Origin of the sequence: Bradyrhizobium sp. SZCCHNRI1009, assembly GCF_032487575.1 — a bacterium.
Classification (GTDB): Bacteria; Pseudomonadota; Alphaproteobacteria; order Rhizobiales; family Xanthobacteraceae; genus Bradyrhizobium.
Genome location: NZ_JAUEUL010000004.1, coordinates 255,734 through 277,331, shown reverse-complemented (window position 1 = coordinate 277,331; position 21,598 = coordinate 255,734). Strand labels below are relative to the sequence as shown.

At 66.9% G+C, this 21,598-nt stretch carries 17 protein-coding genes; 11 read left to right on the top strand and 6 right to left on the bottom strand.

Going from position 1 to position 21,598, the window contains the following annotated elements; translation table 11 throughout:
- Positions 1-174: 174 nt before the first annotated feature.
- From QX010_RS10320 to QX010_RS10305, 4 genes are all read left to right on the top strand, one after another.
- Positions 175-1,899 carry a hypothetical protein gene (locus QX010_RS10320; protein ID WP_316179231.1) on the top strand — a complete coding sequence of 575 codons (1,725 nt, stop codon included), beginning with the start codon at positions 175-177 and terminating at the stop codon, positions 1,897-1,899.
- Between the two features lie 210 nt (positions 1,900-2,109).
- Positions 2,110-2,835, top strand: a complete 726-nt coding sequence (locus tag QX010_RS10315) for a thermonuclease family protein (RefSeq protein ID WP_316179229.1) — start codon at positions 2,110-2,112, stop codon at positions 2,833-2,835.
- A 154-nt stretch (positions 2,836-2,989) separates the two neighbouring features.
- Positions 2,990-4,177 carry a pyridoxal-phosphate-dependent aminotransferase family protein gene (locus tag QX010_RS10310; protein ID WP_315801732.1) on the top strand — a complete coding sequence of 396 codons (1,188 nt, stop codon included), beginning with the start codon at positions 2,990-2,992 and terminating at the stop codon, positions 4,175-4,177.
- An 8-nt stretch (positions 4,178-4,185) separates the two neighbouring features.
- A complete protein-coding gene (locus tag QX010_RS10305) occupies positions 4,186-6,285 on the top strand; it encodes a S9 family peptidase (RefSeq protein ID WP_316179227.1) in 2,100 nt (699 codons plus the stop codon).
- Between the two features lie 130 nt (positions 6,286-6,415).
- Here the strand turns inward: QX010_RS10305 and ubiG are convergent, their stop codons facing one another.
- Together ubiG and QX010_RS10295 are read right to left on the bottom strand one after the other, a co-directional pair.
- The gene (gene ubiG, locus QX010_RS10300; RefSeq protein WP_409997904.1) at positions 6,416-7,180 is read right to left on the bottom strand and encodes a bifunctional 2-polyprenyl-6-hydroxyphenol methylase/3-demethylubiquinol 3-O-methyltransferase UbiG; all 765 of its coding nucleotides are present in this window, start codon (positions 7,178-7,180) and stop codon (positions 6,416-6,418) included.
- Positions 7,181-7,227: 47 nt separating this feature from the next.
- Positions 7,228-7,695, bottom strand: coding sequence for a PH domain-containing protein (locus tag QX010_RS10295; protein ID WP_315801735.1), 468 nt, complete (start codon positions 7,693-7,695; stop codon positions 7,228-7,230).
- 160 nt (positions 7,696-7,855) lie between these two features.
- Between QX010_RS10295 and QX010_RS10290 the strand changes: the two genes are divergently transcribed.
- From QX010_RS10290 to QX010_RS10270, 5 genes are all read left to right on the top strand, one after another.
- The gene (locus QX010_RS10290) at positions 7,856-9,112 is read left to right on the top strand and encodes an aspartate kinase (RefSeq protein WP_315801736.1); all 1,257 of its coding nucleotides are present in this window, start codon (positions 7,856-7,858) and stop codon (positions 9,110-9,112) included.
- Positions 9,113-9,414: 302 nt separating this feature from the next.
- On the top strand, positions 9,415-11,682 hold the full coding sequence (ptsP, locus tag QX010_RS10285) for a phosphoenolpyruvate--protein phosphotransferase (RefSeq protein ID WP_315715187.1): 2,268 nt from the start codon (positions 9,415-9,417) through the stop codon (positions 11,680-11,682).
- 60 nt (positions 11,683-11,742) lie between these two features.
- Positions 11,743-12,828 carry a peptide chain release factor 1 gene (gene prfA / locus QX010_RS10280; protein WP_316179225.1) on the top strand — a complete coding sequence of 362 codons (1,086 nt, stop codon included), beginning with the start codon at positions 11,743-11,745 and terminating at the stop codon, positions 12,826-12,828.
- Positions 12,829-13,021: 193 nt separating this feature from the next.
- Positions 13,022-13,909, top strand: a complete 888-nt coding sequence (gene prmC / locus QX010_RS10275) for a peptide chain release factor N(5)-glutamine methyltransferase (RefSeq protein ID WP_316179223.1) — start codon at positions 13,022-13,024, stop codon at positions 13,907-13,909.
- Positions 13,910-14,472: 563 nt separating this feature from the next.
- Entirely contained in the window at positions 14,473-15,300 is an 828-nt protein-coding gene (locus tag QX010_RS10270) for a DUF4167 domain-containing protein (protein ID WP_316179221.1), read from the top strand.
- A gap of 86 nt (positions 15,301-15,386) precedes the next feature.
- Here QX010_RS10270 and QX010_RS10265 read toward each other — a convergent pair whose 3' ends face one another.
- On the bottom strand, positions 15,387-16,163 hold the full coding sequence (locus QX010_RS10265) for a class I SAM-dependent methyltransferase (protein WP_315801740.1): 777 nt from the start codon (positions 16,161-16,163) through the stop codon (positions 15,387-15,389).
- A gap of 192 nt (positions 16,164-16,355) precedes the next feature.
- On the opposite strand from QX010_RS10265, the gene gloB reads away from it, so the two are divergent.
- Positions 16,356-17,123: a hydroxyacylglutathione hydrolase gene (gene gloB / locus QX010_RS10260; RefSeq protein WP_315801741.1), complete on the top strand. Its 768-nt coding sequence runs from the start codon at positions 16,356-16,358 to the stop codon at positions 17,121-17,123.
- 11 nt (positions 17,124-17,134) lie between these two features.
- On the top strand, positions 17,135-17,569 hold the full coding sequence (locus QX010_RS10255; protein ID WP_315801742.1) for a cupin domain-containing protein: 435 nt from the start codon (positions 17,135-17,137) through the stop codon (positions 17,567-17,569).
- Position 17,570: 1 nt separating this feature from the next.
- On the opposite strand, the gene QX010_RS10250 is transcribed toward QX010_RS10255, so the two are convergent.
- The 3 genes from QX010_RS10250 to QX010_RS10240 form a co-directional block, all read right to left on the bottom strand.
- Positions 17,571-19,580 carry a putative bifunctional diguanylate cyclase/phosphodiesterase gene (locus QX010_RS10250; RefSeq protein ID WP_316179219.1) on the bottom strand — a complete coding sequence of 670 codons (2,010 nt, stop codon included), beginning with the start codon at positions 19,578-19,580 and terminating at the stop codon, positions 17,571-17,573.
- Between the two features lie 224 nt (positions 19,581-19,804).
- Positions 19,805-20,677, bottom strand: coding sequence for a DMT family transporter (locus tag QX010_RS10245; protein WP_316179217.1), 873 nt, complete (start codon positions 20,675-20,677; stop codon positions 19,805-19,807).
- 153 nt (positions 20,678-20,830) lie between these two features.
- Positions 20,831-21,556 (bottom strand): beta-ketoacyl-ACP reductase, encoded by a 726-nt coding sequence (locus QX010_RS10240; RefSeq protein WP_316179215.1) that lies wholly within the window; start codon positions 21,554-21,556, stop codon positions 20,831-20,833.
- Between the last annotated feature and the right edge of the window lie 42 nt (positions 21,557-21,598).

Sequence of the window (21,598 nt, the reverse complement as noted above, 5' to 3'; positions counted from 1 at the left end):
GCCGGGAGGCCACATTGCCGCCAAATCCGCCTCCCGCGCCGTGACCGCCGTCACGTTGTCTTTGGCGGTCGAGCGTGTCAGTTTGCCCCATGCATGCGCACGGCGCGCCGTTTGTGGGGCGTTTCGAGCAGCGCATGCCGTTCGTCCCGCCTCCGACAACCCGCGAGTCCTCGCTTGAGTTTCCAGTATTTCGCCGGCGCGGCCTGTCGCGCACTGACGGCCCGGAAGGATGGGCCCTCGCTGTACGAGGTCTGCGACCCCATCCTGCGCCGGCCCGGCAGCGGCGACCCGCATCTGTCGAAATTCTACCGGACCGCGCTGGGGAACCCGGCGCTGCGCGCATTGCTGCGCCGTGCCGGCCTGCCCGAGCTGAACGATCCCGCTCGCCTCAATGCGCTGCGCGACGCGCTGGTTCTCGCCCGCGACAATCCGACGCCGGACTGGGAGCAGGTCGGCCGCCCGGTCGCCGATCTGGTCGACAGCATCGCCTTGCACCACCCTGCCCCGCCGCGCCGGACTGCGGCGGCGGCCATGCCGCCGGCCGGCGAGATCGACCGGGTGATCCGGGCCTGCGGTGCCGACCTGCTCGGCTCGTTCAGCCGCAATGGCTTCATCCCGACCTATGCCGCCTTCAACCTGATCGGCGATCCCGACATGAAGGGCTCCGAGGTCCAGATGGCGCTGCAGGGGCTCGACGCGCGCGGCTACAAGAACTCGACCCTGCTGTTCAACCTCGCCCGCGTCTTCATCGCGCGCTCGCCGGCGGCCGCGGTGATCAATCCGCCGTGGCGCGGCATCGCCGAGCCGATGTGGGAGCCGGTGCAGATCCGCCACCGCTCGGCGTATTACGACGCGTTCTTCACCGAGGCGCTGCTGAGCTATCTGGAGACCGGCCTCGCCTCATCGGAGCAGACGAGCGCGGCGCGCGGCGCCATCGCGGCGATGGTCGAGTTCTGCCTGACCATCAGCCGCGAGCAGGTGCGCGGCGCCGACGGCAAGAGCTACGACGTCGTCACCGCGCTGGCGCCGCATCCGCATCCGCGGTTCTCGCGCTTCTTCACCCAGATCAAGCAGGACCTCGGCTTCGGCGTCTACGTGCCGGATTGCGACACCACGGCATGCTCGTTCTCGGCGGCGACGCAGGCCGGATCGGACGATCCGATGCTGAGCCAGCCGCTGCTGGATTTCTACGCCGGCTACCAGGTGCGCGCCGGCGGCAACGAGCCGCGCGTGACGGTGCCGATCAACGACAACGTCGACTACGAAGGCGGCGTCGCCACCTGGATCGACAGCCTGGCCGGCGAGCGGCCCTACGGCAACGATCTCGATCCGACGCTGAATCTCGACGTGCTCGAGGTCTCGTTCCGCAATCTCAAGCGCTGGCAGGTCCTGGAGACGCAAGCAAGACTCGACGTCGTCAGGCGGATCGTCGGCTTCCAGCAGCGGCTGGTGCTGAGCGGCGCCTTCGCCGACCCACGCTCGCACATCTATTATTTGCCGGAGCTGTACTGCGCCTATTTCGGCCGCTGCTACCACGCCTTCATGGCGCTGCCACCGGCGGCGCGGCAGGCGATCGATCCCGACGGCGCGTTCGAGCTCATTCGGCTGCGCGTGCTCGCTTATGTCGAGGACGAGCTGATCGGCCGCGAGATGAACCCGTTCGACGCGGCGCTGGCGCTGATCGCGCTCGGCCATCTCGGCGGCGCTGCAGCGAGCTTCGCGCCCGCGGTGCATTGCATCGTGACGTCGTTCGGCGAGGGCGGCCGGCGGCATCCGTACCGCGCCTATGAGTGGAACAAGATGAAGACCCCGACCCGCATCCTGGTCGGCGGCCCCGAGGTGACATCCGCGTTTGTGCTGATGGGCCTGGCGCTGGCCCGGCGGGTGGCGGTGAACTGATCGAGCGCGATCTCGGCGGCAAGGGCGGTGCGCTCCCCCCCCCTTGCGGGGAGGGGAGCAGAGCGACGCCTTGGCCATAGCTCGGCTCCTACTTTCGGCCGCCATCGCGCGAAGTTGAGCGACTCAGGCAATCGCGGCGCTGGAACTGGCGGGCGATCCGCCGCACTATCGCTGCTATTGCCCATCCCCAAGGACGACCCGCGCCCGTTGATGTCGATGAAACCAGCCCTGCTCGCGCTCCTCCTGCTACTGCCCTCCGTCGCGTCCGCGGCCGACATCACCGGGATTCCCAAGATCCGTGAGGCCGACGGGATCACGATCGGGGCCACCCGCATCCGGCTCGGCGGCATCGACGCGCCCTCCGTGGATCAGCTCTGCCTCAACAAGAACGGCGAGCGCTGGACCTGCGGCGTGGCCGCGCGTGACGAACTGATCAAGCACGCGGACGGCAAGAGCTGGACCTGTCATCCGCGCTCGATCGATCGCCGCGGCCGCCAGGTGGCGCGCTGCGACGTCGACGGCGAGGACATCCAGAAATGGCTGGTGCGCAGCGGCTGGGCGCTGGCCTATCGCACCCTCTCGCGCGACTACGAGCCCGATGAGGCAGAGGCGCGGGCCGCCAAGGCCGGCATGTGGCAGGGCGCGTTCATCGCACCATGGGACTGGCGCGTGCGCAACAAGAAGACTGCGATCCTCGGCGCCACCAAGCCGCCGGAGGGCGCGCGCAAGATCCTGCTCGCCTCGGCTTCGGGCCCGGTCGCGCCCTCGCCGGACTGCACCATCAAGGGCAATGTCAACGGCGCCGGCGAATGCATCTATCACACGCAGAAGAGCCGCTGGTACGCGCAGATCAAGATGCACGTGTCGAAGGGCACGCGCTGGTTCTGCTCGGTCGAGGAGGCCGAGGCCGCCGGCTGCCGCGAGACCCGGCGCTGAGCCCCGCCGCGCCGGCCCGCCGGGGCATGACAGCCCCCCGGGTTCTCCGGCTTTTCTTATGCGGCGCCGCCACGTAAAACGGCGCTGGGCCGGCCGTGTGCGAGAGCCCATCACCACCCTCAACCGCCAAACCACATCGCCGAGGACACTGACAATGACCGTTCGCGCGGGCCGGGAGTTTCTGGCCATCCCGGGACCCACCACGATGCCCGACGAGGTGCTGCAGGCGATGCACCGCCCCGCGCTCGACATCTACTCCAAGCAGATGGTCGAGCTGACCGACGGCATCATGTCCGACCTCGGCCGGCTGTTCGCGACCAAGGGCAAGACCTACATCTACATCGCCAACGGTCACGGCGCCTGGGAGGCCGTGCTCTCCAACGTGCTGGCGCGCGGCGACAAGGTGCTGGTGCTGGAGAGCGGCCGCTTCGCGATCGGCTGGGGCAATGCGGCACGCGCGATGGGCGCCGACGTCGAAGTGCTCCGTGGCGACTGGCGCCGCGCGGTGCGGCCGGCCGAGGTCGAGGCGCGGCTGCGCGCCGACAAGGAGCACTCCATCAAGGCGATCGTGGTGGCGCAGATCGATACGGCGTCGGGCGTCGTCAATGACGTCGAGGCGATCGGCCGCGCCATCAAGGCCGCAGGCCATCCGGCGCTCTACATGGTCGACACCGTCGCTTCGCTCGGCTGCATGCCGTTCGAGATGGATGAATGGGGCATCGACGTCGCGATGTCCGGCTCGCAGAAGGGCCTGATGACGCCGCCCGGTCTCGGCTTCGTCGCCGCGAACGCCCGCGCGCTCGAGGCGCACAAGCGCGCCAACATGCGCACGCCCTATTGGGACTGGAGCGAGCGCGAGGGCACCGAGCACTATCGCAAATATGGCGGCACCGCGCCGGTGCATCTCTTGTTCGCGCTGCGCCAGGCCATGGACATGCTGTTCGACGAAGGGCTGCCGCACGCCTTCCGCCGCCATGAGCTGCTCGCCGAGGCCGTGCGACGCGCGGTGGCGAAGTGGAGCGAGGGCCAGGTGATCGGCTTCAATATCGCAGACGCCGCCGAGCGCTCCAACACCGTGACCACGGTGCTGGTCGGCGGCGGCCATGATCCGGCGGTGCTGCAGACCTACTGCAAGGAGCAGTGCGGCGTCGTGCTCGGCACCGGGATCGGCGACCTGCAGGGCCAGGCGTTCCGCATCGCCCATATGGGCCATGTCAACGCGCCGATGGTGCTGGGCACGCTCGGCGTGATCGAAATGGCGCTGGTGGCGTTGAAGATCCCGCACGGCCGCGGCGGCCTCGACGCCGCGATCCAATGGCTCGGCGAGAGCGTGACCCCGTAAAGGACGAGATGACAGACAGCAGCAAAACAGCGCCGGTGGCGCCGCGCCATCAGCACAGCTTCACCCGCCACGGCATCACCGTGCAGGACGACTATGCGTGGCTGAAAGACGCGCGCTGGCAGGAGGTGCTGCACGATCCGTCGCTGCTGGATGCTGATATCCGCGCCTATCTCGAAGCCGAGAACGCCTATGCGGAATCCGTGCTCGGCCACACCTCACCGCTGCAGAAGAAGCTCGTCGCGGAGATGCGCGGCCGCATCAAGGAGGACGATTCCTCGGTGCCGTCGCCGGACGGGCCCTACGCTTATTTCCGCAAGTACCGCGAGGGCGGCCAGCACGAATTGTTCTGCCGGACGCCGCGCAACGGCGGAGCGGAGACCATCGGGCTCGACGGCGACGCGCTGGCGCGCGGGCATGAGTATTTCAAGTTCGGCGGCAGCCGGCATTCGCACGACCACAAGCGCGTCGCCTGGAGCGCCGACACCAAGGGCTCGGAATACTTCACCATCCGCGTGCGCGACTGGGATGGCGGCGATGATCTCGCCGACGTCGTCGAGGAGACCGACGGCGGCGCGGTGTGGTCGCGCGACTGCACGAGCTTCTTCTACGTCAAGCTCGACGACAATCACCGCCCGATGCAGGTGTGGCGGCACAGGCTCGGCACCAGGCAGGCCGATGACGTGCTGGTGTACGAGGAGAAGGACACCGGCTGGTTCACCCATGTGCACGAGTCGACCTCGGGCCGGTTCTGCGTCATCGCCGGCGGCGACCATGAGACCTCCGAGCAGCGGCTGATCGATCTCGACCATCCCGAGGCGCCGCCGCGGCTCATCGCCGCCCGCGAGAACGGCGTGCAATATTCGATCGCCGACCGCGGCGACGAGCTGTTCATCCTGACCAATGCCGATGGCGCGATCGACTTCAAGATCGTCACCGCGCCGCTGTCCGCGCCCGGGCGCGCCAACTGGCGCGACCTCATTCCGCACCGCGCCGGCATCTACGTGCTCGACCACGATCTCTATGCGGGCCATCTGGTGCGACTGGAGCGCGCCAACGCGCTGCCGTCGATCGTGATCCGCGACCTGACATCCGGCGAGGAGCACGCGATCGCCTTCGACGAGGGCGCCTATTCGCTCGACGCGATGGGCTCCTACGAGTTCGATACGACCAACCTGCGCTTTGCCTATTCGTCGATGACGACGCCGTCCGAGGTGTGGGACTACGACATGGTGACGCGCGCGAAAACCTTGCGCAAGCGCCAGGAGATTCCGTCCGGGCACAATCCCGCCGACTACGTCACCACGCGCATCATGGCGAAGGCCGATGATGGCGCCGAGGTGCCGGTGTCGCTGCTGCACCGGCGCGACTTCAAGGCCGACGGCTCGGCGCCGCTGCTGCTCTATGGCTACGGCTCCTATGGGCATGCGATGCCGGCGTCTTTCAGCACCAACCGGCTGTCGCTGGTCGACCGCGGCTTCGTCTACGCCATCGCCCATATCCGCGGCGGCACCGACAAGGGCTGGGGCTGGTACCTCGACGGCAAGCGCGAGAAGAAGACCAACAGTTTCGATGATTTCGCGGCCTGCGCGCGGGCGCTGATCGCGGCCAACTACACCAGCGCGAAGCGCATCGTCGGCCATGGCGGCAGTGCCGGCGGCATGCTGATGGGCGCGGTCGCCAACCGTGCAGGCGAGCTGTTCGCCGGCATCGTCGCCGAGGTGCCGTTCGTCGACGTGCTGAATACGATGCTCGACGACACCCTGCCGCTGACGCCGCCGGAATGGCCCGAATGGGGCAACCCGATCGAGAGCGAGACGGATTTCCGCACCATCCTGTCCTACTCGCCGTATGAGAACGTCGCGGCCAAGGACTATCCGGCGATCCTGGCCATGGCCGGCCTGACGGACCCGCGCGTCACCTATTGGGAGCCGGCAAAGTGGATCGCGCGGCTGCGCGCGACGATGACCGGTGGCGGGCCGGTCCTCCTGCGCACCAACATGGGCGCCGGCCACGGCGGCGCCTCCGGGCGCTTCAACCGGCTGGATGAGGTCGCGATCGTCTATGCGTTCGCGCTATGGGCGGTGGGGCTGGCGAATCGGACGGCGTGAGCGCGGCCGACGCCGGCAATTGCCGGATGTGGCGCGGGATCGCACCCCATCGACGGTGTCGTCCCTGCGAACGCATGCGTTCGCAGGCACGACACCGGTTGTGGAGCGGCAGCCGGGCACACCGCGCCGGCTAGACCATCTGCTCGGCGACCACCATGTAGTTCACGTCCATGTCGGTCGACAGGCTCCAGCGGTCGGCGAAGGGGCTGTAGACGACGCCGCTCTGCTCGGTGATGACCAGGCGGTTGTCGAGCAGGTATTTGGTCAGTTCGTCCGGCGTGACGAACTTGCTCCACTCGTGCGTGCCGCGCGGCAGCCAGCGCAGCACGTATTCGGCGCCGACGATGGCGAGCGCAAAGCTCTTCCAGTTGCGGTTCAGGGTCGAGACCACCATCATGCCGCCCGGCTTCAGCACCGCGGCACAGCGGCCGAGGAAGGCACTGACGTCGGTGACGTGCTCGACGACCTCCATCGCCAGCACGATGTCGAAGCGCTCGCGCGGGTCCATCTCCTCGATCGTGGTGCAGCGGTAGTCGATCGACAGATGCCCCTTCTCGGCATGCAGCCTGGCAGCGGCAATGTTGCTGGCCGAAGGGTCGACGCCGACGACCTGCGCGCCCAGCCGTGTGAACGGCTCGCACAGCAATCCCGCGCCGCAGCCGATGTCGAGCATGCGCAGCCCCGACAGGCAGTTGAGGCTCTTGGCGTTGCGCTCGAATTTCCGGCAGGCGGCATCGCGGATATAGGTCAGGCGCAGCGGGTTGATCTTGTGCAGGGGCGCCATCTTGCCCTTCGGGTCCCACCAGGTCTCGGACAGTTTCGAGAACTTCGCGATCTCGGCCGGATCGACGGTCGAGCCGGAGGGAACAGAAGGGCTGCGGGAATCCTGAGGCATTGTCATCGCTGAATACTCAATGATCGAAGCTGCGGCGCCGTACCGGGCTAACGCGCCGTGATGGCGTTCCGGAACGCCAGCGGCTCCGCGATGGTCGAAATGGTTTCCTTGCCCTCGCCCACACCCAAGATGGTGACATCGCCGTAATTGAGAACCCGTCCCATGATGGTCTGGTTGACGTCGACGCTCTCGACCTTGTCGAGGGCCATCTCGAAGGTACGGCGCTTGATGAAACCGGTTTTGTGCACGACGCGGCGATTGGTGACGTCCGTCTCGGTGGTGAGACGATGGAACCAGGCCCGGACCGTCCAATACAGCGCAACAATGGCGATGACGGCGGCGGTGGCCAGGCACAGCATGACCAGATTGTCGTTCACGGTCATGCGGGTGAGGACGAGCAATCCGAACACGACGATCCAGGCCCCGATCGCCGGAAGGTAGAACATCCAGTGCGCATTGGTCGAATACAGCACCTTCTCGCCGGGTTGCAGGATTTCGTCGATGTAACGCGCCATTCCAAGCCTCTAACCTGACCCTGTAACCTGACCCTGTCACCACAAGGAACCGTCTTGCCCCCAGCCGCGGCGCTATGTATACGCGCGTTTCGGCTGGCGCGCCTCCGGTTTCGCGCTCAGCCGGTCAACTTATCCTCCTGATGGGAATGAGCGCGTCGTCATGGGTCGCCTCGTGCTGAAATTCGGCGGCACCTCCGTCGCCAACATCGATCGCATCCGCAACGTCGCGCGCCACGTCAAGCGCGAGGTCGATGCCGGTCATGAGGTCGCCGTGGTCGTCTCGGCGATGTCGGGCAAGACCAACGAACTGGTCGCCTGGTGCACCGAGGCGTCGCCGATGCACGATGCGCGCGAATACGACGCCGTCGTGGCCTCGGGCGAGCAGGTCACGTCCGGCCTGCTGGCGATCGTGCTGCAGGGCATGGGCATCCAGGCCCGCTCGTGGCAGGGCTGGCAGATCCCGATCAAGACCAGCGATGCCCATGCCTCGGCGCGAATCGTCGATATCGACGGCTCCGAGCTGATCCAGCGCTTTCGCGACCGCAAGGAGGTCGCGGTCATCGCCGGCTTCCAGGGCATCAACGCCGAAACCGGGCGAATCACCACGCTCGGCCGCGGCGGCTCGGACACCTCGGCGGTGGCGATCGCGGCCGCCATCAAGGCCGACCGCTGCGACATCTATACCGACGTCGACGGCGTCTATACCACCGATCCCCGGGTGGTGCCGAAGGCCAAGCGGCTCGACAAGATCGCCTTCGAGGACATGCTGGAGCTGGCGTCCCAGGGCGCCAAGGTGCTGCAGGTCCGCTCGGTGGAACTGGGCATGGTCCACAACATGCCGATCTTTGTCCGCTCCTCATTCGACAAGCCCGAGGATATCGACCCGCACGCCAACCAGCCGCCGGGGACGCTGATCTGCAGCGAGGAACAAATCATGGAAAATCACGTCGTGACCGGCATCGCCTTCTCCAAGGACGAGGCCCAGATCTCGGTGCGCCAGATCGAGGACAAGCCGGGTGTTGCCGCCTCGATCTTCGGACCACTGGCGGATGCCAACATCAACGTCGACATGATCGTCCAGAACGTCTCCGAAGACGGCAAGACAACCGATCTCACCTTCACGGTGCCGGCCACCGATTACAATCGCGCGCGCGAGACCATCACGGCGGCCAAGGACAAGATCGGCTATCAGCGCCTGGATACCGCGACCGACGTTGCCAAGGTCTCGGTGATCGGCTCGGGCATGCGCAGCCATGCCGGCGTCGCCGCCAAGGGATTTGCTGCGCTCGCCGCCCGCAACATCAATATCCGTGCGATCACGACCTCCGAGATCAAGTTCTCGGTGCTGATCGACGCCGCCTACACCGAGCTCGCCGTCCGCACGCTGCATACGCTCTACGGACTGGACCAGGCCTAGAAAATCCTCCTCCGCGACCACACCTGTCCCGTTATGTGACAGCGGGACGGGCCGAAGATCGTTCGAAAGCCGTTGACGCCGCCCGCGGTGGCAGGCGTTTTGCTTGGCAAAACAAGCCCTAATTCGCTATACGCCATCGCAGGATGGCAGCCGCAAACTGTGCTCCAGTGATGGTTGTTCTGGTTCGGGCCGGCACTCTGAGCGTGCGATAGTGCCGAATCGAGAAAGCTGTTCGATGCCGCGAGTTTAGCGCCAGATCCGGCCGCGTGCCGGGCTGGCCCCAGGAAGGGGGATTGTGCCACATGCGAAGCGCGTCGGGAGGCCCCCGCGTCCTGCTCAGACGGCTTCGCGAGACCATGGCGGAGCAGGTCTCGGCACAGGAGCGGCTCGACAAGATCGTGGTGCTGATCGCGGCCAACATGGTCGCTGAGGTCTGCTCGGTCTATGTGCTGCGCGTCGACAACACGCTCGAGCTCTACGCTACCGAAGGTCTGAACCGCGACGCCGTGCACATGACCGTGCTGAGCGCGCATGAGGGCCTTGTCGGCCTCGTCGCCAGCGAGGCCACGCCGCTCAACCTGAACGACGCGCAGAGCCACCCCGCCTTCTCGTATCGCCCGGAGACCGGCGAGGAGATCTACCACTCCTTCCTCGGCGTGCCGATCCTGCGCGCCGGCAACACGCTCGGCGTGCTGGTGGTGCAGAACCGCGCCAAGCGCACCTATGTCGAGGAAGAGGTCGAGGCGCTGCAGACCACCGCGATGGTGCTCGCCGAGATGATCGCCTCCGGCGAGCTCGCAGCGCTCGCCCAGCCCGGCGCCGAGCCGGCGGCGCGGCACTCGATCCACAAGACCGGCACGGTGCTGTCCGATGGCATCGCGCTCGGCCATGTCGTGCTGCACGAGCCGCGCGTCGTCATCAACAACTACATCGCCGAGGACCTGCCCAAGGAGATCAAGCGGCTCGACGCCGCGCTTCTCAAGCTGCGCGCCGACCTCGACCGCATGCTGGAACGCGGTGACGTCGCCGATGGCGGCGAGCATCGCGAGGTGCTCGAAGCCTATCGCATGTTCGCCAACGACCAGGGCTGGTCGCACAAGCTGCACGAGGCGGTCGCGACCGGCCTCACGGCCGAAGCCGCCGTCGAGCGCGTGCAGTCCGACACCCGCGCCCGCATGCTGCGATCGACCGATCCGTATTTGCGCGAGCGACTGCACGATCTCGAGGATCTCGGCTACCGGCTGCTGCGCCAGCTCGTCGGCCAGGATCACGCGCCGCGGCGCGAGCACCTGCCCGACAACGCCATCCTGATCGCGCGCGCGATGGGTCCGGCGGCGCTGCTCGACTACGACCGCAAACGGCTGCGCGGCCTCGTGCTCGAGGAAGGCACCGCCAACTCGCATGTCGCGATCGTGGCGCGTGCGCTCGGCATTCCCGCCGTCGGCGAGGTGCCGAACGCGCCGGGCATCGCCGATCCCGGCGACGCCATCATCGTCGATGGCACGTCGGGCTCGATCTACGTTCGGCCGTCCTCCGAGATCGAATCCGCTTATGCCGAACGGGTGCGCTTCCGCGCCCGCCGCCAGGCGCAATATGGCGAGCTGCGCAACAAGCCCTGCGTGACCAAGGACGGCCAGCCGGTCGAGCTGATGATCAATGCCGGCCTGGTCATCGACCTGCCGCATATCGAGGACACCGGCAGCGCCGGCATCGGCCTGTTCCGCACCGAGTTGCAGTTCATGGTGTCCGCCAGCCTGCCGCGCTCCAGCGACCAGCTGGCGCTGTATCGCACGGTGCTCGACGCCGCCGGCCACAAGCCGGTCACGTTCCGCACGTTGGACATCGGCGGCGACAAGGCGCTGCCCTACATGGAGACCGTGATCGAGGAGAATCCGGCGCTCGGCTGGCGCGCGATCCGCCTCGGCCTCGACCGTCCGGGCCTGCTGCGCGGCCAGATCCGGGCGCTGCTGCGCGCCGGCGGCGGCCGCTCGCTGCGCATCATGTTCCCGATGATCTCGGAAGTCGCCGAGTTCGACACGGCCAAGGCGATCGTCGAGCGCGAGCTGACCTATCTGCGCCAGCACGGCCATACGCTGCCGGAGCGCGTCGACGTCGGCACCATGCTCGAGGTCCCGGCGCTGCTGTATCAGCTCGACGAGCTGCTTTCGAAGGTCGATTTCATCTCGGTCGGCTCGAACGACCTGTTCCAGTTCCTGTTCGCGGTCGATCGCGGCAACGCCAAGGTCTCCGAGCGCTTCGACACGCTGTCGACGCCGATCCTGCGGGCGTTGCAGCAGATCGTGCACAAGGCCAAGGCGGCGAAACGGTCGGTGTCACTGTGCGGCGAGATGGCCTCCAAGCCGATCGGCGCATTGGCGCTGATCGCGCTCGGCTACCGCTCGCTGTCGTTGTCGGCCACCGCGCACGGCCCTGTGAAGGCGATGATCCTCGAACTGGACGCCGGCAAGGCGGCGACGAAGATGGCCGAATGGCTGGCCGCGCCGGCCGGCAGCTTCTCGATGCGGCAGAAGCTGACCGAGTTCGCCGAGAGCGAAGGCCTCGCGCTGTAGCCGGCCTGTCGCGCCGGCCGCCTTCCGTCCGTATCGTTTGCTCCTAGATCAGATTGCAACATGTCGTCGCTTCCCGAAGCCAAACTCGATGTCCTACTCGCGCATCACGCCTCGCTCGAGGCGGAGCTGCTCGGCCAGGTCAATTCCGACCGCTACGTGCAGATCACCCGCGAGCTCGCCGAGCTCAATCCGCTGATCGACGCGGTGAAGGCTTATCGTGCAGGAGTCAAAGAACTCGCCGACACCGAGGCGCTGATCGCCGATCCCGCCACCGATGCCGAGATGCGGGCGATGGCCGAGGCCGAGCGCGACGAGCTGATCGCGCGCCGCGGCGAGCTCGAGCAGAAGATCCGTGTCGCGCTGCTGCCCAAGGACGCGATGGACGACCGCAACGTCGTGCTCGAAATCCGCGCCGGCACCGGCGGCGACGAGGCCTCGTTGTTCGCCGGCGATCTGTTCCGCATGTACGAACGGTTCGCCGCCCTGCAGGGCTGGAAGGTCGAGGTGATCTCGGCGTCCGAAGGCACCGTCGGCGGCTACAAGGAGATCATCGCCGAGGTGCAGGGCCGCGGCGCCTTCGCCAAGCTGAAGTTCGAATCCGGCGTGCACCGGGTGCAGCGCGTGCCGGATACCGAGACGCAGGGCCGCATCCACACCTCGGCGGCGACGGTCGCCGTGCTGCCCGAGGTCGAGGATGTCGACGTCGACATCAAGCAGGACGATTTGCGCATCGAGACCATGCGCGCGCAGGGCGCCGGCGGCCAGCACGTCAACAAGACCGAATCGGCGATCCGCATCACCCACCTTCCGACCGGCATCGTGGTGATGATGCAGGACAGCCGCTCGCAGCATAAGAACCGCGCCTCGGCGATGAACATCCTGCGCTCGCGCATCTACGACGCCGAGCGGCAGAAGGTCGACGCCGCGCGCTCCGCCGACCGCAAGGAGAAGGTCGGCTCCGGCGACCGCTCGGAGCGCATCCGCACCTACAATTTCCCGCAGGGGCGCGTCACCGACCACCGCATCAATCTGACGCTCTACAAGCTGCCGCAGGTGATCGCGGGCGAAGCGCTGGGCGAACTGATCGACGCGCTGACGACGGAGCATCAGGCGGCACAGCTTGCCGCGCAGGGCGCTGCGGCGTGAGCGGCGCCTGCGCGCTGCCAACCGAAGCGCGACCGTGTTGCGGCACATCAGCTGTCGTCCCGGCGAACGCCGGGACCCATCACCACAGGCATCCGTGGCTAGCAAAGGCTGCAACTCCGACCTTCCGCCTCGCAACGGCACGGCGTATGGATCCCCGCGTTCGCGGGGATGACCCGTGGAGAGAGCGCGGGCGATGACCGAGATCATCGCCGGCGCAAACATCGACTCGGCGCGGCGCGCGGTTGCGGCCCGCTTTGCAGCCGCCGGTCTCGATTCGCCGGAGCTCGATGCGCGGCTGCTACTGGGCCATGCGCTTCAGCTCGACCTCACCGGTCTCGTAATGCATGGCCAACGGCAGCTATCCCACGCGGATGCGCAGCGTCTGGAAGCGCTGGTGCAACGCCGGCTGGTCGGCGAGCCGGTGGCGCGCCTCCTCGGAGCCAAGGAGTTCTGGGGCCTGCCGCTGCAGCTCTCGGCGGATACGCTGGTGCCGCGGCCGGACACCGAGACCGTGGTCGAACTGGCACTCGAGCATCTCGCCGCCGGCGGCGCCCTGACGCGCCCCTTGCGCATCGCCGATCTCGGCACCGGCTCCGGCGCGATCCTGCTGGCATTGCTGTCCGAGCTGCCACGGGCCCATGGCGTCGGCACCGACATCATCGTCGGTGCGCTGGCCACTGCGCGGGACAATGCGCGCGCGCTCGGATTGGCCGACCGCGCCGGCTTCGTCGCCTGCTCCTATGCAGCAGCGCTGTCCGCTGGCTTCGACCTGATCGTGTCGAACCCGCCCTACATTCCGTCGTCCGAGATCAGCGAGCTCGACGTCGAGGTGCGCAGTCATGATCCGCTGCGCGCACTGGACGGAGGCAAGGACGGGCTCGACGCCTACCGCGCGCTGATCCCGCAGGCAGCGGCCCTGCTTCGGCCGGGCGGCGCTGTCATCGTGGAGGTCGGGCTTGGCCAGAGTGACGGCGTCGCTGCATTGATGGTGAGGGCTGGCCTGGCGGCCGATTCCTCCACGATCCGGGCCGATCTGGCCGGTATACCCCGAACCGTCATGGGCCTAAAAAAGCTCCGGTAAAGGTCCGGGGATACGGAAAAAGCTCTTGGAATATCCCCCGGGAGCGACTACGTTCCATTCACAGCACCGGTGCAGGCCACGACGAGCGGTATTCACGGAACACCGCCGCGGTCAGATGCCAGAGAGCCACGCCGGGCGATAGGTTCCAGAACGCAGATCTGCTGAGCGCGAGAGCCGGATGGCTGCGCAGCCCGCGACTGCAAAGCGAACGAAAGCCTGACTTTGCACTTGAGGTCTTACGCTAAGCAAACTGGGTGGTCGTGGCGCATGTCGCCTTGGCTGGCTGAATGACGTGGTTCGCCGGTCCCAGGGGCTGGCGGGTGGGGAACGCGTTTTGAACGCGCTTTTGTCGAGAGAATCGGCTGTCGATCACATCGGCATGGATCAAACCGGCATGTCGGAACCGACATGGGTCGGATGGGACCATTTGGACCGCGCGCGAGGCGTCCGAGCCCAGCGAAGGTATTTCAATACGCTCTCGGTATTCCGATAACAATCAGTGCATAACAATCAGTGCTCAGACAATCGGTGCTCCTAACGCAGGGTTGGAATAAAGGCAGGACATGAGAAACGGTCAGAACAACAAGCGGATGCGCAACCGGAACAGCGGTAACAACAATAATAACCGGCGCGGCCAGAATCCGCTGACCAGGGTGTTCGAGTCCAACGGGCCGGACATCAAGATCCGCGGCACAGCCTCTCATGTCGCCGAGAAATATGTCCAGCTTGCCCGCGACGCCCGCTCCTCGGGTGACCCCGTTGCCGCCGAAAATTACTACCAGCACGCCGAGCACTATTTCCGCCTGATTGCCGCCGCGCAGGAGCAGTTCCGCCAGAACCAGCCGCAGCAGCCGCGCAACACCGAGGACCTGACCGTCGACGACCTCGATGATGACGGCGAGAGCTTCTCGCATTTCGGCCAGGAGCCCGGCTTCGTTCCGGCGCAGCCGCAGCCTCAACCCCAGCCCTTCATGCGCGACCGCGAAGGCGGCCAGCGCGAGCGCGGCGACAACCAGCCCTATCAGCGCGAGCAGCAGCCGCGTGAGCATCGCGAAGCGCGTGAGCATCGCGAGCCGCGCGAACACCGCGAGCCGCGGGAGCACCGTGAACCGCGGGAGCATCGCGAGCGGGAGTCGCGCGAGCACCGCGAGCGTCCGCAGCCCGTCCAGTACCAGCCGCAGCCGCAACCCCAGCCCGTCATCGCCGACAGCGGCGTCGATCGGCTGCCGTCCTTCATCACCGGTCCGCAGCCGCAGATCGCCAATCCCCCGGCCGCCTTCGAGGGCGCTGCCGAGCGCTATCCGCGCCGCCGCCGGCGTCCGCATGGTCCGCGCACTGAAGCGGCCGCTGCTGCACCGGCGCCGAGCGAGGATCTCAATCCGGGCGAATAGCGATTACGCTCCATCATGACGAAACGGGTGGGCTCAGAGCCCACCCTTTTTTTTGTGCGGGAGGCGCGCAGGAGAACGGCCCGGGATCATCCCTCGCGCGACGGCGGACCGGCCTCGCGGCGACCGGAGCCACTGGATCCGGGGGCCGACGGCGACGGCGCCAGCACCGGTTCGAGCCGCGGGATCAGCCGGATGCGCTCGCGGCGCGCCGGGATCACCCGGTAGACCTGCTTGGTCGCCTCGACGATGTGGACACCGGCGAACGGCAGCGACAGCGCCGCGCCGACGCGCTCCCAGGCCATCGCCGATTTCAGGAACCAGCCGCCAACCGGGGGCATGAACAGCGCCTCGCCCCAGCCGGTCGGCGTGAACCAGGTCTGCCGCAGCAGCTGCGTGATCTGCGAGCGCGAATAAGGCCGGCCATGGCCGAACGGCGTGTTGTCGGTCCGCGTCCAGACGCCGCGCCGGTTCGGGATCACGATGATCATGCGTCCCGCCGGCGCCAGCACCCGCCACATCTCGCGCAGCAGCCCGGCCGGGTCGTCCGACATCTCCAGCGCATGCACGATCAGGATGCGGTCGACCGCCGCATCAGGCAGCGGCAGCGAGAATTCGTCCACCAGCGAGGCCAGCGTCGGCCGTGCCGTCGGCCATTTCAGCACCCCCTGGGCCGCCGGCATGAAGGCGATGCAGCGTTCGGAATCCTCGCGGAACAAGCCGAGATAGGGCGTGGGATAGCCGATGCCCAGCACCCGCTGCCCGGCCGCGCTCGGCCAGCGCGCGCGGATACCGCGGTTGATCAGGAGCCGCGCGACGATCCCGAGGCGACCCGAATAGAAATTTCGCAGATCGATCACGTCCATGACGTCAATGTATCATGCGGGCGCGCGCCGCCGCGCGCCCAATATTGCGTTGCGCCTCCAGCGTTAACGCCATATCTCTGCCCGGCACATCGGAGGCCGCCCGCAACGCCGCGCCCGGGCTCCGCCTCCACGACCTCTTGGCTTCGCGAGCGCGACCATCGTGCCTCGCCCGGTCCCGCCGACGGAGACATCATGGCCGCCGACATCCGCGCCTTCACCTGCCTGTCCGACAATTTCGGCTATCTGATCCATGACCCTGCGACCGGTGCGACTGCCTCGATCGACGCCCCCGAGGCCGGACCGATCGTCCGGCAATTGGACGCCGAAGGCTGGACGCTCACCGACATCCTGATCACGCATCATCATCACGACCACGTCGGCGGCGTCGCCGAGCTCAAGCAGAAATATGGCTGCCGGGTGGTCGCGCCGCACGACAAGACGACGGCGATCGCCAACGTCGATCTGCGAGTCGCCCATGGCGATGTCGTGAAGATCGGCGAACTGCTAGCGCGCGTGCTGGAAACGCCAGGCCATACGCTCGACCACGTCTCCTACGTGTTCGATGCCGACAAGGCGTTGTTTGCGGCCGACACGCTGTTCTCGGTCGGCTGCGGCCGCGTGTTCGAGGGCACCTATTCGATGATGTGGGACTCGCTGCTCAAGCTGCGCGCCCTGCCGGACGATTTCAGGCTGTATTGCGGCCACGAATACACCGCATCGAACGTCAAATTCGCCCTCACCGTCGACGGCGACAACGAGGCACTGAAAGCCCGCGCCGACGAGGTGGGACGGCTCCGTGCCGCCAACCGGCCGACCATCCCGTCGCTGCTCGGCGACGAAAAGAACACCAACGTGTTCCTGCGCGCCGACGATCCGGCCGTCGCGCTGCGGCTGCGCATGAAGGGCGCGAGCGCCGAGCAGGTGTTCGGCGAGTTGCGCGAGCGCAAGAACAAGTCGTAGGGCTGAGGACGATGGCTACGCTCTCGGCTGCCGACATCATCGCGCGTCTCGGTCTGCAGCCGCATCCGGAGGGCGGACATTTTCGCGAGACGTTTCGCGATCCGGCCGTCGACGCCTCCGGCCGCGCCGCATCGACGCTGATCTATTTTCTGCTTGCGCGCGGCGAGCGTTCGCATTGGCATAGGGTCGATGCAGTCGAGACCTGGCACTTCTATGCCGGGGCACCGCTGACCTTGCGGATCGCCGCCGAAGGCCAGGCGCCGCAAACGACGACGCTGGGCATCGACCTCGCAGCCGGCCAGCAACCGCAGGCGGTGGTGCCCGCCCATGCCTGGCAGGCCGCCGAGAGCAGCGGCGATTGGACGCTCGTCGGCTGCACGGTGGCGCCGGGCTTCATGTTCGAAGGATTCGAACTCGCGCCGCCCGGCTGGGAGCCGGAGGTCTGAGTCAGGCGCTCGCGCCGACGACCTTCGCGGCCGGCTCGGCGAAGCGCTCGCGCTCCTGGGCGAGGAAGCCGGAAACCGCATCGGCCGGCATCGGCTTGGCGAAGTAGTAGCCCTGGATGTAGTCCGCGCCCAGACGCCGCAGGCTGTCGAGCTGCTCCTTGGTCTCGACACCTTCGACTACGCACGAAATTTCCATGTCGGCGCAGAGGCCGGTCAGCGACTTGATGATCTTGTGGCTGATCGGATTGGCATTGACGTCGCTCACGAAACTGCGGTCGACCTTGAGCTTGTCGAGCGGCAGCCGGTGAACGTGGCTGAGCGACGAGTAGCCGGTGCCGAAATCGTCCAGCGAGATGCCGCAACCGATCGCCTTCAATGCCGCGATCGACTGCTCGGCGCGAGCGAAATCGAAGGTGACGGCGGTTTCGGTGATCTCGAACTCGATGCGGCGCGGCGGCACACCGCTGGCATGGATGACGGCCAGCAGCGGAAGAACGCCGTCCGGAGAACAGATGTCGTGTGCGGAGAGATTGAACGACACGCGAATGTCGTCCGGCCAGGTCCGCGCCGCGGCGAGCGCCTTGACCAGGAGACAACGCGTCAGGCTGCGGATGACGCCGATCCGCTCGGCGGCCGGGATGAAGCTCGCGGGCGACACCGTGCCCAGCTTGGGACTGTGCCAGCGCGCCAGGACCTCGAAGCCGGTGGTGCGTGCGTTCGTGGCGTCCATGATCGGCTGAAACGCCAGATCCATCTCGGCGTCGAAATCGGCCGTGCGCAACAGATGCTCGATCACGCTGCGGCTGCGGATCTCCGCCTCGAGCTCGGTCGAGAAGATGATGGCCTGGCCGCGGGCGCGACGCTTGGCGTGGTAGAGCGCATAATCGGCGCATTCGTACAGCGCATCCGCAACCATGGCCGAGCGCGGATACAGCGCAAAGCCGGTCGAGCACGACAGGCCCGTATGAGTCGTGTCGAACTGATAAGGCAGCTTGATGAGGTCGGTGATCTGCCGTCCGAGGTTGAGCAGATCGTCGTCCGTTGGATTGCCGGCGACCACCAGTCCGAACTCGTCGCCGCCGAGCCGGGCGAGATGGACCTGGCCGCCATGGCCGGCACAGGCGTCGCCGATGCGGCGCGCGGCCTCCATCAGCACGCGGTCGCCGACCGTATGCCCATAGGTGTCGTTGATCGGCTTGAAGCCGTCGAGATCGATGATGCCGACGGCAAGCCGCGTGCCGTCCCGCTCGGCCTCGGCGAAGGCTTGCGTGAGCTCCGAGAAGAAGCGACGGCGATTGGGCAGATCGGTCAGCGAATCCAGATTGGCGAGCCGGAAGTTCTCATCCGACAGCGCTTGCGTCGCGGCCTGCTCCGCGAGCAGCGATTTGCGGCTGGCAACCAGCGCAGCGAAATCGCGGTAGTAGATGAACAGCACCGTGACCATGGCGCCGGACACGAGCAGCTGATTGACAGCGATCGCCCGCAGCGCGTGAACGCCCGTGGACATGAAGAAGACGACATAGGGGACGATGACCACGAGGGTCACGATCAGCGCCGCGGAGCGCAGATGCATGAGGCAGAAGATGATGCCGATGACCGTGACCGCCATGTAGAACGCGACCTGCCCCTTGGCGAACGGATCGCCATAGGGAAACAACGCGAACGACCAGACGACGAACAGCGCTCCGATCGGACCGGCAATCCGGTTGGTGACACGGAGGTTGCGCAGCACCTCGGCGTCGCTGCTGGCGGACTCGCCCTGCCGCAGCCACCACAGCATGCGAACGCCGGTAATCGTCGACAGCAGCGCCGGCACTGAAATCGTCAGCCACGCCGGCGCCACCGGCAGGAACGTGTAGGCGAGCGCCAGACTATTGGTGATGAGAATGAAATAGAGCAGCGGCACCTGCTTGGAGAACGCCTGGAACTGCGCACGCGTCAGCTCGGGATTGTCGGCGGGAACGCGAAACAACTCCGCCGCGCGGGCCATGTAACGTCTCACGTCCGGCATTGCCGCCCCGTTGTCAGCACCATTCCGCAGGGACTATCGCTCAGGACGGGTAAAGGGCGGGTTAGGTGCAGAACGCGTCAAACTGTAATCGACGGTTGTGAGCTACCGGCCGGCGCGCTGGTTTTGCGCACGGTTAAGTGCGCATCAAGGATAACCGTCGGATTGGGCCGCCGAAGTTCGCATGCGAGGCCTGACTCCGCTCACCTCGCCCTTCACCCGAGCGCTCAGCGCTTGCGCAGAAGGAACATGTCCTTGGCCGCGACCAGACCGCCACCGGCGATCAGCAGCGCCGCCACGGCGATCGTCGCGCTCGGCCGCGCGTAGCCGGCAACGATCAGGAACGCCGTCGACAACAGCGGCGTCGCATAGGACGCCGCACCCAGCACCCGAATGTCGCCGCGCTTCATGCCGATGTCCCAGGCATAGAACGCAGCACCGACCGGACCGATGCCGAGACCGGCAACAGCGAGCCACTGCATCGGACCGTCAGGCCAGACCGTTCGCTCGACCGCAACATGGACCAGAGCCGCGAGAGCGGACGTCGCCAGGCAGAAGCCGGCGACGGCATCGGTCGGCACCGCCTTCAGACGGCGCGAGAGCACCGAATAGATCGCCCACACGAACGCCGCGACGAAGGCGGCCGCAAGCCCCGGCAACTGGCTCGCAGCGAAGCTCGCACCATTGCCGAGCAACAGCAGCGCGGTGCCGACGAGACCGATCCCGGCACCGATCACGTGATGAACCGCGAGCCGCTCGCCCGGCAGAAAGGCCGAGAACAGCACGATCAGCAGCGGCCAGAGATAGTTCAGCAGCCCGGCCTCGGCCGGTGGCGCGAAGCGCAGCGCCAGAAAATAAAGCGCGTGGTAGCCAAACAGCCCGCCCACGCCCACGACCCACGCCGCCACCGGCTGCCGCAGCACCTCCAGCCCGGCCGCTCGGCGGATCAAACTGGCCAGGCCGACCGCACCGCCGATCGCGAAGGTCATTGCCGCCAGTTGGAAGGCGGGAATCGTGCCGGTCGCGACCGTCAACAAGGCGAGCAGCGACCACATCAGGATCGCGGTCAGACCGATCAGGGTCGCAGTGCGCTGGGACATCAGGCGGCAGGCTCCGTCACGGCCGGCTCATGCCGGCCACCCACGCCTGCGTCCGTGCGGGGAGCGTCCAAGACGTGAATGCCCGCGGCGAGCGCGGGCATCACGTTTTCCTTAGCCGCAGACGGCGGCCGGAGGCAACGCCGCCGGCGCAGATCACACCATGTACTGGCCGCCATTGACCGACAGCGTCGAGCCGGTGATGGCCCCTGCCTCGTCGGCCGCGAGGAACACCACGGCGCGCGCGATCTCCTCGGGCTCGCCGAGGCGCCCCACCGGAATCAGCGGCAGGATGGCTTTCTCGAGCACGTCCTTCGGCACCGCCTGCACCATCTCGGTGTTGATGTAGCCCGGGCAGATCACGTTGACGGTGATGCCGGCCTTGGCAGTCTCCAGCGCGAGCGCCTTGGTGAAGCCGATGTCGCCGGCCTTCGCCGCGGAGTAGTTGACCTGGCCGAACTGGCCCTTCTGGCCGTTGATCGAGGAGATGTTGATGATGCGGCCGAACTTGCGCGCGCGCATGCCCTCGATGACCGGGCGGGTCATGTTGAACAGCGAGCCGAGATTGGTGTTGATCACCGCGCTCCATTGCTCGAGCGTCATCTTGTGGAAGGCGGTGTCACGGGTGATGCCGGCATTGTTGATCAGGACATCGACGGGACCGAGATCGGCTTCGACCTTCTTGATGCCCTCACCGCAAGCCTCGAACGAGCTGACGTCCCATTTGTAGACGGGGATCTCGGTCTCGCTCTTGAACTTCTCCGCAGCGGCATCGTTGCCGCCGTAATTCGCCGCGACCTTATATCCCGCCGCCTTCAGCGCCTTGCTGATCGCCGCTCCGATACCGCGCGTTCCCCCCGTCACCAACGCCACACGTGCCATGTCGAATCCTTCCCTCGATGACTGATCGCACAGGACAACCTC

Bases quoted from the DNA above. Each gene is read 5' to 3' on its own strand.
- QX010_RS10315 (WP_316179229.1), top strand. From the start codon at position 2,110: ATGTCGATGAAACCAGCCCTGCTCGCGCTCCTCCTGCTACTGCCCTCC.
- QX010_RS10310 (WP_315801732.1), top strand. From the start codon at position 2,990: ATGACCGTTCGCGCGGGCCGGGAGTTTCTGGCCATCCCGGGACCCACC.
- QX010_RS10305 (WP_316179227.1), top strand. From the start codon at position 4,186: ATGACAGACAGCAGCAAAACAGCGCCGGTGGCGCCGCGCCATCAGCAC.
- ubiG (WP_409997904.1), bottom strand. From the start codon at position 7,180: ATGCCTCAGGATTCCCGCAGCCCTTCTGTTCCCTCCGGCTCGACCGTC.
- QX010_RS10295 (WP_315801735.1), bottom strand. From the start codon at position 7,695: ATGGCGCGTTACATCGACGAAATCCTGCAACCCGGCGAGAAGGTGCTG.
- QX010_RS10290 (WP_315801736.1), top strand. From the start codon at position 7,856: ATGGGTCGCCTCGTGCTGAAATTCGGCGGCACCTCCGTCGCCAACATC.
- ptsP (WP_315715187.1), top strand. From the start codon at position 9,415: ATGCGAAGCGCGTCGGGAGGCCCCCGCGTCCTGCTCAGACGGCTTCGC.
- prfA (WP_316179225.1), top strand. From the start codon at position 11,743: ATGTCGTCGCTTCCCGAAGCCAAACTCGATGTCCTACTCGCGCATCAC.
- prmC (WP_316179223.1), top strand. From the start codon at position 13,022: ATGACCGAGATCATCGCCGGCGCAAACATCGACTCGGCGCGGCGCGCG.
- QX010_RS10270 (WP_316179221.1), top strand. From the start codon at position 14,473: ATGAGAAACGGTCAGAACAACAAGCGGATGCGCAACCGGAACAGCGGT.
- QX010_RS10265 (WP_315801740.1), bottom strand. From the start codon at position 16,163: ATGGACGTGATCGATCTGCGAAATTTCTATTCGGGTCGCCTCGGGATC.
- gloB (WP_315801741.1), top strand. From the start codon at position 16,356: ATGGCCGCCGACATCCGCGCCTTCACCTGCCTGTCCGACAATTTCGGC.
- QX010_RS10255 (WP_315801742.1), top strand. From the start codon at position 17,135: ATGGCTACGCTCTCGGCTGCCGACATCATCGCGCGTCTCGGTCTGCAG.
- QX010_RS10250 (WP_316179219.1), bottom strand. From the start codon at position 19,580: ATGCCGGACGTGAGACGTTACATGGCCCGCGCGGCGGAGTTGTTTCGC.
- QX010_RS10245 (WP_316179217.1), bottom strand. From the start codon at position 20,677: ATGTCCCAGCGCACTGCGACCCTGATCGGTCTGACCGCGATCCTGATG.
- QX010_RS10240 (WP_316179215.1), bottom strand. From the start codon at position 21,556: ATGGCACGTGTGGCGTTGGTGACGGGGGGAACGCGCGGTATCGGAGCG.